Raw genomic sequence first — 15,818 nt, 5'->3', positions numbered from 1 at the left:
AAAGCAGCCTCACTCATTCATTGGCTTCCCAATTACTATTGATCAACCCGTTTAGAACTTGTTGAACGGTAATCTTGAAAGCCCCGGCCTTCCCCTCATCAAAGGCCGCTCGCCATGCCGCATAACCCTGACTGAAATCCGGGATGTCAGAGGTGTTCCTCACGCGATGGGTGATGCTGCGTTCTATGGCTTTTGCCTGGAAGGGCAGGTGAGGCATTTCGTTGAATTCATTCCCTGTCACCGGGTTGATCAGCCGAAAGCCGTCCACTCTGATGTGAACGACCTTACCCAACTTCGGATAATTCTCGATTTTCAGGATCGTCAGTGTCGATCCATCCTCGCCCGGCCGGTTTTTGTAAGCCCAGATATCGCCCACCTTCAATTCCTTCGATGCGCTGAGTGCTGCCGCGGACCAGAGAGCACTGCAGAACAGCAGCGCCTTTAGAGCCATCTTCATTTTTCTTCCTTGAGGGTTGGATGCCGTTCCGATGGCCCGGCATTTTAAAGCGTTGGCAGAGAAAATCTTGTCACACTTGTAAATCCCATAATATGGGAGTGATATTTATATATTGAGATTTCCCCGCGTCCGGGTTTATAGTCCGGCTCACTCACTGCCAATAAACAAAACAGGTGAAGCGATGCTGGCGCAATTGATCGCGCTCGATTGGGGGACGACCTCATTACGTGCTTACAAACTCGCCGCGGGTGGCCAGGTGCTGGAACAGCGTTCGCTGTCGTCCGGGATCATGCAGTTGCCCCGGACGCCGCGAATCATCAACGGTCAGGAATGCGCCGACGGTTTTGAACTGGCCTTCGATGAAGCGTGCGGTGACTGGCTCGACGCGCAGCCCGATTTGCCGGTGATTGCCTGTGGCATGGTCGGCAGCGCCCAGGGCTGGCGTGAAGCGGCCTACTGCGACACGCCGGCAAACGTCGCCAATCTCGGAACTTCCCTACAAACCATTCGCAGTCTACGCGGTGTCGATGTGCACATCGTGCCGGGGGTGATTCAGCATTCGCGCTTGCCAAACGTGATGCGCGGCGAAGAAACCCAAGTGCTGGGTGTCCTGCAAAGTCTACCGATCGAGCAGGGTCGTGATCTGTTGATCGGCCTGCCGGGCAGTCATTCGAAATGGGTGGAAGTGGCCGGCGGTTGCATCGTGCATTTCGATACCTTCATGACCGGCGAGATCTTCGCCGTGCTCAGCGAACACAGCATTCTGGGGCGCACCCAGCAAAAGGGTGCGCCCTTCGATGGCCGGGCGTTTGATCGGGGTGTGCAAGTGGCGCTGTCGGCGGAGGGCGAGATCGGTCCGTTGTCGACGTTGTTCAGCGCCCGCAGCCTCGGGCTGACCGGTGAACTCAGTGCGACCGCCCAGCCGGAGTACTTGTCCGGCCTGCTGATCGGCCATGAGCTGTCAGCGCTGGCGAATGTCCAGCGACGCCGACGCAACAGCGTCCATCTGCCGTCGATCATCCTGATCGGAAATTCTCAACTCTGTGCCCGCTACAGCCGGGCCCTCGACGCCTGCGGTTTTGCCCGCGTGACCCTGGCCGAACAAGCCACCGAACGCGGGTTGTGGCAGCTGGCGGTCGCCGCCGGACTGATCGCCGCACACCCACCCCGTTAAACCTGACTGGAGGTCTGACATGCTCAAGCAAGCACTGGCGCAAAACGGTCTGATCGCGATCCTGCGTGGCCTGCGCCCGCAGGAAGCGGCCGCCATCGGCGAAGTCCTTTACGCCGCCGGATTTCGCGTCATCGAAGTGCCGCTCAATTCCCCTGAGCCGTACGAAAGTATCCGCATCCTGCGCAGTACCTTGCCTGCCGATTGCCTGATCGGCGCGGGCACGGTGCTGACGCCGGATCAGGTCGAGCAAGTGAAGGCGGCGGGCGGGCAGGTAATTGTCATGCCGCACAGCGATGCCAAGGTGTTGCGGGCAGCAAAAGCGGCTGGGCTGTTTCTGTCGCCGGGCGTTGCCACCCCAACCGAAGCCTTCGCCGCACTGGCCGAAGGCGCGGACGTGCTGAAGATGTTCCCGGCCGAGCAGATGGGGCCGGCAGTCGTCAAAGCCTGGCTCGCAGTGCTGCCGGCCGGAACCATTCTGGCGCCGGTTGGCGGGATCACACCGGACAACATGCAGGTGTTTATCGACGCCGGCGTCAAGGGATTCGGACTGGGTTCCGGGTTGTTCAAACCGGGCATGACACCTGAGGAAGTGGCGGTAAACGCCAAGGCCTATGTCGCTGCATGGAACGCTCTGCGTTAAGACTTTCTGGCGCCGAGCGCGCTGCATCTATAAGAGCTGCATTTACAAAAGAGAGCAGAGATGAAAATCACCAAACTCACCACCTTCATCGTTCCGCCGCGCTGGTGCTTCCTCAAGATCGAAACCAACGAAGGCGTGACCGGTTGGGGCGAGCCCGTGGTCGAAGGCCGCGCGCACACCGTGGCGGCTGCCGTTGAAGAATTGTCCGACTACCTGATCGGCAAAGACCCACGCAACATCGAAGACATCTGGACCGTGCTCTACCGCGGCGGCTTCTACCGGGGCGGCGCCATCCACATGAGCGCGCTGGCCGGTATCGATCAGGCGCTGTGGGACATCAAGGGCAAGGCCTTGGGTGTATCGGTCAGTGACTTGCTGGGCGGCCAGGTGCGCGACAAGATTCGTGTGTATTCGTGGATCGGCGGCGACCGCCCGGCGGACACCGCTCGCGCGGCGAAAGAAGCGGTGGAGCGTGGTTTCACTGCGGTGAAAATGAACGGCACCGAAGAGCTGCAGTTCCTCGATTCCTTCGAGAAAGTCGACCTGGCCCTGGCCAACGTCGCTGCCGTACGTGACGCGGTGGGCCCGAACGTCGGCATTGGTGTCGACTTCCATGGCCGGGTGCACAAGCCCATGGCCAAAGTGCTGATGAAGGAACTCGACCCGTACAAACTGATGTTCATCGAAGAGCCGGTGCTCAGCGAAAACTACGAAGCGCTGAAGGAGCTGGCGCCGCTGACCAGCACCCCGATTGCCCTCGGCGAGCGCTTGTTCTCGCGCTGGGATTTCAAGCGTGTGCTGAGCGAAGGTTACGTCGACATCATCCAGCCGGACGCGTCTCACGCCGGCGGCATCACCGAAACCCGCAAGATCGCCAACATGGCCGAAGCCTATGACGTAGCGCTGGCGTTGCATTGCCCGCTGGGCCCGATTGCCCTGGCGGCGTGCCTGCAACTGGACGCGGTTTGCTACAACGCGTTCATTCAGGAGCAGAGCCTGGGCATCCATTACAACGAGAGCAACGACCTGCTGGATTACGTCAAGGATCCGCGGGTGTTCGACTACGACAAAGGCTTCGTGAAAATCCCGAACGGCCCGGGGCTGGGGATCGAGATCAACGAGGAATACGTGATCGAACGCGCCGCTGTCGGCCACCGCTGGCGCAACCCGATCTGGCGCCATGCCGATGGCAGTTTTGCTGAGTGGTGAGTTCTCACTGACCCACCGCAAACCCCTGTGGGAGCCAGCCTGCTGGCGATTTGGTCGGCACATCCGCATTCATGGTGACTGACACACCGCGATCGCCAGCAGACTGGCTCCCACAGTTTGATCTCCATGGACAGGAGATTTGCGGCAAATCCCGATTTCACATCGACCTCAATAAACATAAGAAGAGGCATTCCCCATGCAACCGCAAACCCTCACCGGGCAGGCGTCGTTGGTGGCGCCCAGCCGCAAGCGTTTTTTCATCATGGTGCTGCTGTTCATCACCGTGGTGATCAACTACCTCGACCGCAGCAACCTGTCGATTGCCGCACCGGCGCTGACCAGCGAACTGGGCATCGACCCGATCCACGTCGGGCTGATTTTCTCGGCGTTCGGCTGGACCTACGCCGCCATGCAAATCCCCGGCGGTTGGCTGGTCGACCGGGTGCCGCCGCGCATCCTCTACAGCGTTGCCTTGTTGCTGTGGTCGATCGCCACGGTGATGCTCGGTTTCGCCGCCAGCTTCATCGCGCTGTTCGTCTTGCGCATGGCGGTCGGTGCCCTGGAAGCGCCGGCATATCCGATCAACAGCCGGGTGGTCACCACTTGGTTCCCAGAGCGCGAACGCGCCACGGCCATCGGTTTCTACACTTCCGGGCAGTTCGTCGGTCTGGCATTCCTGACGCCGGTGCTCGCCTGGCTGCAGCATGAATTTGGCTGGCACATGGTGTTTGTCAGCACCGGTGCGGTCGGTATTCTCTGGGCGGTGATCTGGTACGCGGTGTACCGCGAGCCACGGGATTTCAAGGGCGCCAACGACGCTGAAATCGAGCTGATCCGCGAAGGCGGCGGGCTGGTGGATATCCAGGCCGAACAAGCCAAGGTCAAAGCCAAATTCAGCTGGACCGACCTCGGCATCGTTCTGACCAAACGCAAGTTGTGGGGCATCTACCTCGGACAGTTCTGCCTCAACTCGACCCTGTGGTTTTTTCTGACGTGGTTCCCGACCTATCTGGTGAAATACCGCGGCATGGACTTCATCAAGTCCGGCCTGTTGGCGTCGCTGCCGTTTCTCGCGGCGTTTATCGGCGTGCTGTGTTCCGGGTTTTTCTCCGATTTCCTGATCCGTCGCGGCTACACGGTGGGCTTCGCGCGCAAATTGCCGATCATTGGCGGCTTGCTGATTTCTACGTCGATCATCGGCGCCAACTTCGTTGAATCGACGCCGCTGGTGATTGCCTTCCTTGCGTTGGCGTTCTTCGGAAACGGACTGGCTTCGATTACCTGGTCGCTGGTGTCGACGCTGGCTCCGGCGCGGTTGCTCGGGTTGACCGGTGGGGTGTTCAACTTCATCGGCAACCTGTCTGCGATTACCACGCCCATCGTCATCGGTTTCCTGGCGACCGGTGATTCGTTTGCCCCGGCGATCACCTACATCTCGGTTCTGGCGTTGATCGGTGCACTTTCCTACATCTTGCTGGTCGGCAAGGTCGAGCGTATCAAGTTGTAGTCGCAGCCATCGGGCGACCATAATGCCGCCCGTTCACTCGCTCAACGGTAAAGGCTGGATATGCAGGAAGACGCCCCAAAAATCGCCAAGGACGCCGCACCGACCGGCACCCAGACATTGCTTCGTGGTCTGGGTGTGGTTCAGGCCGTGGCCAGTGGCGCCCGCGATCTCAAGGAAATCGCCCGGCTGATCGGCACGACGCGCAGCACCACCCATCGTCTGGCCAGTTGCCTGGTGGACGAGCGTTACCTGCGAGTGGTGCCGCAAGTCGGTTACCTGCTGGGGCCGAAGCTGATCGAGCTGGGTTTCCAGGCGCGTGAAGAGTTGCCGCTGGTGACCCTGGCCGGGCCGTACCTGGATGAGCTGTCAGCGTTGACCGGTGACACCATTCATCTGGCGATTCGTGAAGGCGACGAGGTGCTGTACCTGCACAAGAATCCGGGGCGTAATGGCCCGGAAATGCGTTCGCGGGTCGGCCATCGCATGCCGTTGGCGCGCACCGGGATCGGCAAGGCGCTGATGCTCGATGACACGCAAGAAGAATGGCAGCGGCTGTACGAAGTCAGCCTGCCGGCAGGTGGGAAAAATCTGTTCTGGCCGCAGCACCCGGAACAGTCCTGGGAGCAGTTTCAGCAGCGCATGGTCGAGTACGTGGCGGGCGGTTACGCCTTCGACCTGGAAGACAATGAACCGTCGATCCGTTGTGTCGCGGCGCCGATCCGCGATGCCAGCAAACGCATCGTCGCCGGTATCAGCATCGCCAGCACGGTGCCGTACATGCCGCTGGAAAAAATGGCCGAGCTGATTCCCCTGATCAAAGGGGTCACAGCCCGGCTCTCGGCAGAACTAGGCTTGAAGGTTTAGAGCTTCAAAGTCGCCATGTCGATGACGAAACGGTACTTCACGTCACCGGCGATCATGCGGGCGTAAGCCTCGTTGATCTGGCGGATGTCGAGCATTTCGATGTCGCAGGTAATGTTGTGCTCGGCGCAGAAATCCAGCACTTCCTGGGTTTCGGCAATGCCACCGATCAGCGAGCCGGCCAACACGCGACGGCTCATCACCAGTTTGCCGGCGTGGACCGGAGGATCGACCGGTTCAATCAAGCCCACCAGAATGTGTACACCGTCGAATCGCAAGGTGTCGAGGTAGGGATTGAGGTCGTGCTGCACCGGAATCGTGTCCAGCAGGAAGTCGAAATAGCCCGCCGCAGCCTTCATTTGATCGGCATCGGTGGACACGATCACATGGTCTGCACCCTGACGACGACCTTCTTCAGCCTTGCTCGCCGAACGGGTAAACAGCGTGACTTCCGCGCCCATCGCCTTGGCGAACTTGATGCCCATGTGGCCGAGGCCACCCATGCCGAGAATCCCGACCTTGTCGCCGGCCTTCACGCCGTAGTGCTTGAGCGGCGAGTAGGTGGTGATGCCGGCGCAGAGGATCGGCGCGGCGCTGGCCGGGTCGAGTTTTTCCGGGATGCGCACCACGAAGTGCTCGCTGACCACGATGCTGTCGGAATAGCCGCCCATGGTGTTGCTGCCATCGACCCGGTCCGGAGTGGCGTACGTCATGGTCGGACCTTCGAGGCAGTATTGCTCGAGGTTCGATTGGCAGGCTTCGCAGCTGCGGCACGAATCGACCATGCAGCCAACACCGACCAGATCGCCGACTTTATGTTGGGTGACATTCGCACCGATGGCGGTGACTTTGCCTACGATCTCGTGGCCGGGCATCAGTGGGTAAACGGCAATGCCCCATTCGTTGCGTGCCTGATGGATGTCGGAATGGCAGACGCCGCAGTAGAGAATATCGATCGCAACGTCGTCGGCTCGTGGGCTGCGGCGTTCGAATTTCACGGGGGCGAGGGGAGTGGTGGCCGACTGGGCGGCGTATCCGATGGCGGTGTACATGATGAACCTCGCATAAACAGTGACAAGTGAGGCGGCGCATTTTGGGCGTCGTGTCCGCCACCGGCCATGGCGATTCCTCCGGGTGTCATGCCTATTCCTCCGGCAACCGCGTTCGTTTGATCAAATGGGCGTTCAGACCTGCGATGATGCTTTCATCCCATTTTCCGCGACTTTTTTTGTGAAGAGCTCTCATGTTGTTAACTCGTCATCTCGATGCCAATGCCACGCTGGTTTCGCTGATTGAGCCTCTGACCACTCGCGATGGTTTCGCCCCTACAGCGTTGCCGGGCGTGCAGGTTTTACGGGCCAGTTGCGATGTGGCCCGTGGTCCGCAGATTTACGAGCCAAGCCTGGTCATCATCGCCCAAGGCAGCAAACTGGCGTATCTGGGGCCGCGAACGCTGGAGTACGGCGCCGGTCACTACCTGATTCAAGCATTGCCGGTGCCGTTTGAGTGCGAAACGTTTTCGGCGCCGGGTGGGCCAATGCTTGGAGTGTCCATCGCCATCGACCGAGCGCTGCTCGGGGAGTTGGTGCTGGCCATGGGGCTGGTGCCGGGGCGCACGATTCCTGCGCAAACGCCGGAATCCATGACGTCAGCGGTGCTAGACGACGGGATGCGCGGTTGCGTGGAGCGGCTATTGCGTTGCCTGCACGATCCGCTGGAATGCCAGATCATGGGGCCGGCACGGCTTCGGGAATTGTTGTTCGTTGCATTGCGCGGTCCGCAAGCCGATGTGTTGCGTGCGCTGGTGGAGCAGCAGGGGCAGTTCGCCCGAATTGCCGCTTCGCTCAACCATCTGCACGGGCATTACACCGAGCCGTTGAATGTGGAAATCCTGGCCAGTTGCGCAAACATGAGTGCGTCGACGTTCCATGAGCATTTCAAACGCAGCACGTTGTTGTCGCCGGTGCAGTATTTGAAGCGTCTGCGTTTGCTCAAGGCGCAGACGTTGCTGGTCGCCGAGGGGTTGGGCGTGGCGCAGGTGGCGCATCGGGTCGGGTATCAGAGCACGTCGCAGTTCAGTCGTGAGTACAAGCGCTACTTTGAGCGTAATCCGGGCGACGAACGCGCTGCCTGATTTGTCGACTTACCCTGTGGGAGCGAGCAAGCCCGCTCCCACAGGTTTTGGGTTGGAGCTTGAATTGCGGGCAACAAAAAGGCCCCCATTTCGGGAGCCTTGATGTTCAGGCGTTCGGCTTACATGTTCGGGTAAGTCGGGCCGCCAGCACCTTCCGGTGCCACCCAGGTGATGTTCTGTGCAGGGTCCTTGATGTCGCAGGTCTTGCAGTGAACGCAGTTCTGGGCGTTGATCTGGAAGCGCTTCTCGCCGTCTTCCTTGGTCACTACTTCGTACACGCCGGCCGGGCAGTAACGTTGGGCAGGCTCATCGTACATCGGCAGGTTCTTGGCGATCGGAATGCTAGGATCGGTCAGCTTCAGGTGGCACGGCTGCTCTTCTTCGTGGTTGGTACCGGAGATGAACACCGAGCTGAGTTTGTCGAAGCTGATCTTGCCGTCCGGTTTCGGGTAGTCGATCTTCTTGCAGTCGGCCGCGAGCTTGAGGCACGCGTAGTCCGGCTTGTTGTCGTGCAAGGTGAACGGCAGTTTGCCGCCGAAGATGTTCTGGTCCAGCCAGTTGAAACCGCCGCCGACGATGGCGCCGAACTTGTGGATCGCCGGGCCGAAGTTGCGGCTGGCGAACAGTTCGTCGTAGAGCCAGCTTTTCTTGAAGGCGTCGACGTAAGTGGTCAGCTCTTCGGTGCCGTCCTTTTCAGCGAACAGCGCCTCGGCCACGGATTCAGCGGCGAGCATGCCGGACTTCATCGCGGTGTGGCTGCCTTTGATCTTGGCGAAGTTCAGGGTGCCGAGGTCGCAACCGATCAGCGCGCCGCCCTTGAAGACCATTTTCGGCAGCGAGTTCAAGCCGCCTTTGCAGATGGCGCGAGCGCCGTAGCTGATGCGCTTGCCGCCTTCCAGGTACTGCTTGAGCACCGGGTGATGCTTGAGGCGCTGGAACTCATCGAACGGCGACAGGTACGTGTTGCTGTAGGAAAGATCGACGATCAGACCGACGACAACCTGGTTGTTTTCCAGGTGATAGAGGAACGAGCCGCCGGTGTTCTCGGTGCCCATAATGTCCATCGGCCAGCCGGCGGTGTGGACCACCAGGCCTGGTTGATGCTTGGCCGGGTCGACTTCCCAGATTTCTTTCAGGCCGATGCCGTAGTGCTGGGCGTCGGCTTCGCTGTCGAGGTTGAAGCGCTTGATCAGTTGCTTGCCGATGTGGCCACGGCAACCTTCGGCGAACAGCGTGTACTTGCCGCGCAGTTCCATGCCCGGGGTGTACAGGCCTTCTTTCGGATTGCCTTCGCGGTCAACACCCAGATCGCCGGTGATGATCCCGCGAACCACACCGTTCTCGTCGAACAGCGCTTCCTGAGCGGCGAAGCCCGGGTAGATTTCTACGCCCAGGTTTTCGGCCTGCTGGGCCAGCCAGCGGCACAGGTTGCCCAGGGAGATGATGTAGTTGCCATCGTTGTGCATGGTCTTGGGCACAAAGAAGTCAGGAATTTTTTGCGCGCTGTCGGCGTTTTTCAGGACGAAGATGTCGTCGCGGGTCACTGGCGTGTTCAGCGGCGCGCCAAGTTCTTTCCAGTCCGGGAACAATTCGTTCAGGGCGCGGGGTTCGAAGATCGCGCCGGACAGGATGTGTGCGCCGACTTCGGAGCCTTTTTCGACCACGCAGACGCTGATTTCCTTACCGGCTTCAGCAGCCTTCTGCTTCAAGCGGCAGGCGGCGGAAAGACCCGCGGGGCCGGCACCGACGATGACCACGTCGAATTCCATGTATTCGCGTTCCACAGGTTATCTCCTACTCAAGGCTCAACAGTTTTTTTTCTAATTGGAGGTTTGGTGTCGCATCCATGAATTCCTGCGTAATGCGCGGAACAGGACAATCGATAGACCACCTTTCTCTCTGGGTGGCGCATTATATCTACACCACTCCTAGCGTCCAATACAAACGTTTGTTTGAATTGGCTCAAAGCCAGAGAAATCAAAGTCACGCGGCTTATGAACGGCTATTTTGCCGTATTGACCGGAATAGGCGTTCCGGTCAAGATACGGTCGGTTTTGCGCTCGCCGTAGGCTGACTGTTGGTATCAAGAGCACCTCTAAAGACAGGGCGATGGCAGTACAAGGTGATTTGCTGCGCAGGTTTGGCGCGCAGTTTACACGCCGCGATAATGAATGACTTGTCGGTCACCACTGACGAACGGTCATCACGCCTCGTGAGCAAGGTTCACCCGATACACCTGCCAGCGTTTTTAGAGGTGCCCTTGCGCCGATGAGCATCAAACCGCCAGGTTCGCCTAGGCGACTTTCTTTTCACCGGAGAGTAACGAGGAATCCATGAAGGTTCTTGTAGCTGTCAAACGCGTTGTGGATTACAACGTCAAGGTTCGCGTCAAGGCGGACAATTCCGGCGTAGACCTCGCCAACGTCAAGATGTCGATGAACCCGTTCTGCGAAATCGCAGTGGAAGAAGCCGTACGCCTGAAAGAGAAAGGCGTTGCGACTGAAATCGTCGTCGTCTCCATCGGCCCGACCACCGCTCAAGAGCAACTGCGCACCGCGCTGGCTCTGGGTGCTGACCGCGCCATCCTCGTTGAATCCGCCGAAGACCTGACATCGCTGGCCGTTGCCAAGCTGTTGAAAGCTGTTGTCGACAAGGAACAGCCTCAGCTGGTGATCCTTGGCAAACAAGCCATCGACAGCGACAACAACCAGACTGGCCAGATGCTCGCTGCGTTGAGCGGCTACGGTCAGGGCACTTTCGCGTCCAAAGTCGAAATCAGCGGCGACAGCGTTGCTGTGACTCGCGAAGTCGACGGCGGCGCGCAGACAGTTTCCCTGAAACTGCCGGCCATCGTCACCACCGACCTGCGTTTGAACGAGCCGCGCTACGCGTCCCTGCCAAACATCATGAAAGCCAAGAAGAAGCCTCTCGAAGTGCTGACTCCGGACGCTTTGGGCGTTTCCACCGCCTCCACCAACAAGACCGTGAAAGTCGAAGCGCCAGCTGCACGCAGCGCGGGTATCAAGGTCAAGTCGGTGGCTGAACTGGTCGAGAAACTGAAAAACGAAGCGAAGGTAATCTAATCATGACTATCTTGGTAATCGCTGAACACGACAACAAGGTCGTGGCCCCGGCCACACTGAACACCGTGGCTGCTGCCGCCAAAATCGGCGGTGACATCCACGTTCTGGTTGCCGGCCAGGGCGTTGGCGCCGTGGCTGAAGCCGCTGCGAAAATCGCTGGCGTGGCGAAAGTGCTGGTGGCCGACAACGCCGCCTACGCTCACCAACTGCCGGAAAACGTAGCGCCGCTGGTAGCTGAGTTGGGCAAGGGCTACAGCCACGTCCTGGCTGCTGCAACCTCCAACGGCAAAAACATCCTGCCGCGCGTTGCCGCTCAGCTGGACGTTGACCAGATCTCCGAGATCATCTCGGTCGAAAGCGCTGACACCTTCAAGCGCCCGATCTATGCCGGTAACGCGATCGCTACCGTTCAATCGAACGCTGCGGTCAAAGTGATCACCGTGCGTGCCACCGGTTTCGACCCGGTTGCTGCCGAGGGTGGTTCGGCCGCTGTTGAAGCGGTTGCTGCTGCTCACGACGCTGGCATTTCGAGCTTCGTTGGCGAAGAACTGGCCAAGTCCGATCGTCCGGAACTGACCGCTGCCAAAATCGTCGTTTCCGGCGGTCGCGGCATGCAGAACGGCGACAACTTCAAACACCTGTACGCCCTGGCCGACAAGCTGGGCGCTGCCGTCGGTGCTTCCCGCGCCGCGGTCGACGCAGGTTTTGTACCCAACGACATGCAGGTCGGTCAGACCGGCAAAATCGTTGCTCCACAGCTGTACATCGCCGTCGGTATCTCCGGCGCGATCCAGCACCTGGCCGGCATGAAAGACTCCAAAGTGATCGTTGCGATCAACAAGGACGAAGAAGCGCCGATCTTCCAGGTGGCCGATTACGGCCTGGTGGCAGACCTGTTCGAAGCCATCCCCGAGTTCGAGAAGCTGGTCTAATCCAGTCGCTTGACTTATAAAGAGCCCGACCTTTTGGTCGGGCTTTTTTTTGTTCCGGATTTGGGTGGGAGAGTATCGCCATGGATTTGCGCCGCGTGTGTGGCTGGTCATTACTGCTGGGGCTGACGGTGCTGCCAGCGTTGGCCGTGGCTGCCGGCAAGTGCGAACGCCTGGTGGTGACCGGCAGCCCTGACGCGCCGCCGTACTTGTGGCAAGACCCGCAAAACCCCAAATATTTGATCGGCGCCAGTGCTGACCTGTTGCAACACGTGGCAGGGGAGTTGGGCATCAAGGTCGAATTGCTTTACGCCGGCAAGCGCTCCCAGGCTCTGGACGAGGTACGCAGCGGACGCATGGACATGCTGGCTGATGCGCCGTTGACAGTCAGCGAGCTGGACACCCTGGATTACATCCATCCGCCGCTGCTGGAAAACGACTATCTGGTCTGGACTCGAAAAGACTCGGCATTGGTCTACAACGAAGCGCAAGACCTTCACGGCCATCCAGGTGCCGTGTCGGAAAAGTCTCGAATGACCCAGGCATTCGGCACTTTTGCCGAGCAGCAATTGACCCTCGTGCGTACGCCGAATCTGACCCAGGCCTTTCAGAAATTGTTGCTGGGCGAGGTGGAATTTGTCCTCGCGGGACGCTACTCGGGCATGGCCGCCGCGCAAACCCTGAGCATGGCCAACGACCTGATCGCTCGCCCCCAACCGGTCGACAAACCCGGCCTGTTCCTCGCGGTTTCCCATAACTCCGCCTGCAACGATCCGTGGTTGCGCGGACAGCTGGCCAAAAAGGTGACAGAATTGCCCGCGTCCGGACTGACGGAGGCCGTGGTGCAACGCAATATCGAACGCTGGAAAGCGCAGCAACAGCAGCCACCGCAACAACCCGTCAGTACCCCAAAACAGTAGGGATTTTTAGTGAGTATTCGACCTCTTTTCGCTGCCCTGGCCGTTCTGGCTCTGGCGGGTTGTGCAGCCGATCCGGCGCCGAATGAACAAATACGCCTGACCGAGCAGGCACTCGTGCAAGCCAAAGCCGTGGGTGCCACCGCCGAAGACGTGCCGGAAATGAAACTGGCCGAAGACAAGTTTTCCCGTGCCCAGGGCGACATGACGGATCAGTCCTACAAACATGCGCGCATGCGTGCCGAACAAGCCGAACTGGACGCGCGCCTGGCCGAAGCCAAGGTGCTGACCCTCAAGAGCGAGGAGCAGCTGAACGTGCTCAACACCCGCATCACTCGCCTGCGCAAGCAACTGGGAGATGCCAAATGAGCCTCAAGTCCAAAGCACTCGGCGGTTTGATCCTGGCAGGTTGCGCAAGCCTTTACGGCTGCGCCGGCCAACACAGCGAGGCCGTGTTGCAACAGGCCGGAACTGACTTTCAGAAGGTCAAGGAAGACTCCAACGTGCTGCGAATCGCGCCCAAGGACGTGATCCGTGCCGGTGAGTCCCTGGCCCGCGCCGATCGTCTTACCAGCTATTGGGGCAGCGGCTCGGACGTGGTGCATTACGCCTACCTGAGCCAGCGCTACAGCGAAATCGCCCGTGAACACACCAATCAGGTACTCAACGAAGAGCGCGCGGCGAAGCTCGAATTGGAACGTCAGCGCCTGCAACTGGCCCTGCGTGAGTCCAAGTTGCTCAGCGTGCAGCAGCAGGGCAAATGGCTCGAAGAGCAGATCGTTGCACTGGCAACCACACAGACCGACCGTGGTCTGGTGATGACACTGGGCGATGTACTGTTCGATACCGGCGAAGCGGAGCTGAAAAATTCAGCGAACCGTGTGGTGCTGAAGATCGTGCAATTCCTTCAGCTCAATCCCAAGCGCGTAGTCCGCATCGAGGGATATACCGACAGCACGGGCGGCAAGCAGGACAACCGCAAGCTGTCCCGCGACCGTGCGCAATCGGTGGCGGACGTGCTGATGGACCTGGGTATCGACGACAAACGTATCAAAGTCGAAGGCTACGGCGATGAATACCCGGTGGACGTGAACGCTTCCGAGCGTGGTCGCGCGCAGAACCGTCGGGTGGAAATTGTGTTCTCCGACGAAAAAGGCCAGCTCGGCGCCGCCCGCTAAGGGCTGCGTTTCTGGAAAACCCGGCCTGCCCGACAGCGCCGGGTTTTTTTGCGTCTGCCAATTGCCTCTCAAAACAGTACAGTTTTTGCTGACACTGCACTGTACGGTCGACTATTGTGGCAACTGTCCCAGTACACTTCTAAACTGTTCCGGTATTGTTTCACACAAGAATAAAATGCCCGTGAAATCGAGTGCTGCGTCATGACCAATCTCTTGCTCTACCAACGTATTGCTCAGCAACTGGCCGAAGACATCCGCCGTGGTGTCTATCAACCGGGGGAGCGCGTGCCTTCGGTGCGCAAGATGAGCTCGCAGCTCAACGTCAGCCACGCGACCGTTTTGCAGGCCTACGCCAATCTTGAGGATCAAGGGCTGATCCGTGCCCGGCCGCAGTCGGGTTACTACGTGCACCAGACCCCGGCCCTGACGGCGCCAACACCGGACATCGCCCGGGTCGAGCGGCCCGGCCTGGTCACCCGCAGCAGCATCATTCAGCAAGTGCTGGTCGAATCCCGTCGCGAAGGCGTTTTCCCCTTGGGCGCAGCGGTACCGAGCGTCGATTATCTGCCGGTTCGCGCCTTGCATCAGCAATTGGCCAAGGTCACCCGTTTCCATAGCCCGCGTGCCTTCAGCTACATGTTCAGCCCCGGTTTTGAACCGTTGCGCCGACAGGTGGCGATCCGCATGCGTGATGCCGGCGTGGTGGTTGATCCGTCCGAAGTGGTGATCACCCACGGCTGCGTCGATGCGTTGCAGATGTCTCTTCGCGTGTTGACCCGGCCGGGCGACCTGATCGCCGCCGAGTCGCCGACTTACTATGGTTTGCTGCAACTGGCCGACCTGCTGGGCCTCAAAGTCATCGAGATCCCGAGCGACCCGGCGACCGGCATGAGCCTCGAAGCCCTGCAGTTGGCGGCTAACCAGTGGTCGATCAAGGCACTGGTGCTGACCACTCGTCTGAGTAATCCGCTGGGCGGTACCATGCCCGAAGAGCGGCAGAAACAACTGCTGCGCCTGGCCTCGGATTTCGATATCCAGATTGTTGAAGACGATATCTACGGCGAGTTGATGTTCGAACAAGGCCGGACCAAATCACTTAAAGCCTACGACCGGCTTGATCGAGTGATCTATTGCTCGAGCTTCTCCAAGACCCTGTCACCGGGCGTGCGGATTGGCTGGATGATCGCCGGAAAATACCAGCAAGAGATTCAGCGTTTGCAGACGTTCAGTACGCATTCGGCGTGCAGCGTCACGCAAATGGGCATCGCCGCCTACCTGGAGAATGGCGGTTACGACCGTCACTTGCGCTACATCCGGCAGGAATACCGCAAGAATCTCAGCGCCTTCCAATTGGCCGTGCAGCAGTATTTCCCGGAAGGCACGCAGATGACCCGGCCCACGGGCGGCTTCATTCTGTGGGTCAGCTTGCCGGGAAGGGTCAACACTCAGGAACTGCATGTACGTGCGTTGCAGCAGGGCATCAGTATCGCGCCGGGCCTGATTTTCAGTAACACCGAGCAGTTCAATCACTGCATTCGCCTGAACTGTGGCACGCCCTGGAACCGAGAAGCCGAGCGCGCATTGATGACGCTGGGGATGTTGGCCACGCAGCTTTGCCAGGAGACGGCCAGTGGTTTCTGACAAGAACGCCGGTCGTTTCGTACACGTACTTGTCATGCTGCGTACAACAGGGGAGCATATGGCCCTCTGCCGTTAGCGTCGTTGGGTC

At 59.6% G+C, this 15,818-nt stretch carries 15 protein-coding genes; 12 read left to right on the top strand and 3 right to left on the bottom strand.

Annotated elements, in window-relative coordinates:
* Positions 1 to 13: 13 nt before the first annotated feature.
* Positions 14 to 457, bottom strand: a complete 444-nt coding sequence (locus ACA070_RS22320) for a hypothetical protein (protein WP_497448370.1) — start codon at positions 455 to 457, stop codon at positions 14 to 16.
* Positions 458 to 638: 181 nt separating this feature from the next.
* On the opposite strand from ACA070_RS22320, the gene ACA070_RS22315 reads away from it, so the two are divergent.
* The 5 genes from ACA070_RS22315 to ACA070_RS22295 all read left to right on the top strand — a co-directional run bounded on the left by ACA070_RS22315 (position 639) and on the right by ACA070_RS22295 (position 5,851).
* A complete protein-coding gene (locus ACA070_RS22315; protein WP_497448369.1) occupies positions 639 to 1,631 on the top strand; it encodes a 2-dehydro-3-deoxygalactonokinase in 993 nt (330 codons plus the stop codon).
* A gap of 19 nt (positions 1,632 to 1,650) precedes the next feature.
* Positions 1,651 to 2,271, top strand: a complete 621-nt coding sequence (locus tag ACA070_RS22310; protein ID WP_497448368.1) for a 2-dehydro-3-deoxy-6-phosphogalactonate aldolase — start codon at positions 1,651 to 1,653, stop codon at positions 2,269 to 2,271.
* 60 nt (positions 2,272 to 2,331) lie between these two features.
* Positions 2,332 to 3,480: a galactonate dehydratase gene (gene dgoD / locus ACA070_RS22305; protein ID WP_497448367.1), complete on the top strand. Its 1,149-nt coding sequence runs from the start codon at positions 2,332 to 2,334 to the stop codon at positions 3,478 to 3,480.
* Between the two features lie 196 nt (positions 3,481 to 3,676).
* Entirely contained in the window at positions 3,677 to 4,987 is a 1,311-nt protein-coding gene (locus ACA070_RS22300; protein ID WP_010461785.1) for an MFS transporter, read from the top strand.
* Positions 4,988 to 5,047: 60 nt separating this feature from the next.
* Positions 5,048 to 5,851, top strand: coding sequence for an IclR family transcriptional regulator (locus tag ACA070_RS22295; protein ID WP_461975754.1), 804 nt, complete (start codon positions 5,048 to 5,050; stop codon positions 5,849 to 5,851).
* Here ACA070_RS22295 and ACA070_RS22290 read toward each other — a convergent pair.
* On the bottom strand, positions 5,848 to 6,900 hold the full coding sequence (locus ACA070_RS22290) for an NAD(P)-dependent alcohol dehydrogenase (protein ID WP_497448366.1): 1,053 nt from the start codon (positions 6,898 to 6,900) through the stop codon (positions 5,848 to 5,850). The two genes, ACA070_RS22295 and ACA070_RS22290, sit on opposite strands and share 4 nt — an antisense overlap.
* Before the next feature lie 191 nt (positions 6,901 to 7,091).
* Here ACA070_RS22290 and ACA070_RS22285 point away from each other — a divergent pair, with 191 nt between their 5' ends.
* Positions 7,092 to 7,982 (top strand): AraC family transcriptional regulator, encoded by an 891-nt coding sequence (locus ACA070_RS22285; RefSeq protein ID WP_497448365.1) that lies wholly within the window; start codon positions 7,092 to 7,094, stop codon positions 7,980 to 7,982.
* A 119-nt stretch (positions 7,983 to 8,101) separates the two neighbouring features.
* Here ACA070_RS22285 and ACA070_RS22280 read toward each other — a convergent pair whose 3' ends face one another.
* Positions 8,102 to 9,766 carry an electron transfer flavoprotein-ubiquinone oxidoreductase gene (locus ACA070_RS22280; RefSeq protein ID WP_461975748.1) on the bottom strand — a complete coding sequence of 555 codons (1,665 nt, stop codon included), beginning with the start codon at positions 9,764 to 9,766 and terminating at the stop codon, positions 8,102 to 8,104.
* 549 nt (positions 9,767 to 10,315) lie between these two features.
* On the opposite strand from ACA070_RS22280, the gene ACA070_RS22275 reads away from it, so the two are divergent.
* From ACA070_RS22275 to ACA070_RS22250, 6 genes are all read left to right on the top strand, one after another.
* Entirely contained in the window at positions 10,316 to 11,065 is a 750-nt protein-coding gene (locus ACA070_RS22275) for an electron transfer flavoprotein subunit beta/FixA family protein (RefSeq protein ID WP_064676439.1), read from the top strand.
* A 2-nt stretch (positions 11,066 to 11,067) separates the two neighbouring features.
* Positions 11,068 to 11,997, top strand: a complete 930-nt coding sequence (locus ACA070_RS22270; RefSeq protein WP_462028177.1) for an electron transfer flavoprotein subunit alpha/FixB family protein — start codon at positions 11,068 to 11,070, stop codon at positions 11,995 to 11,997.
* Between the two features lie 80 nt (positions 11,998 to 12,077).
* A complete protein-coding gene (locus tag ACA070_RS22265; RefSeq protein ID WP_497448364.1) occupies positions 12,078 to 12,914 on the top strand; it encodes a substrate-binding periplasmic protein in 837 nt (278 codons plus the stop codon).
* A 9-nt stretch (positions 12,915 to 12,923) separates the two neighbouring features.
* Positions 12,924 to 13,280 (top strand): DUF4398 domain-containing protein, encoded by a 357-nt coding sequence (locus tag ACA070_RS22260; RefSeq protein WP_497448363.1) that lies wholly within the window; start codon positions 12,924 to 12,926, stop codon positions 13,278 to 13,280.
* The gene (locus tag ACA070_RS22255; protein WP_497448362.1) at positions 13,277 to 14,089 is read left to right on the top strand and encodes an OmpA family protein; all 813 of its coding nucleotides are present in this window, start codon (positions 13,277 to 13,279) and stop codon (positions 14,087 to 14,089) included. The genes ACA070_RS22260 and ACA070_RS22255 overlap by 4 nt, the downstream gene beginning before the upstream one ends.
* 201 nt (positions 14,090 to 14,290) lie before the next feature.
* Positions 14,291 to 15,730 carry an aminotransferase-like domain-containing protein gene (locus ACA070_RS22250; protein ID WP_109633782.1) on the top strand — a complete coding sequence of 480 codons (1,440 nt, stop codon included), beginning with the start codon at positions 14,291 to 14,293 and terminating at the stop codon, positions 15,728 to 15,730.
* The last annotated feature ends 88 nt before the right edge of the window (positions 15,731 to 15,818 follow it).

Source organism: Pseudomonas sp. LBUM1678, assembly GCF_059695575.1.
This window is presented reverse-complemented; position numbering and strand designations above follow the sequence as displayed.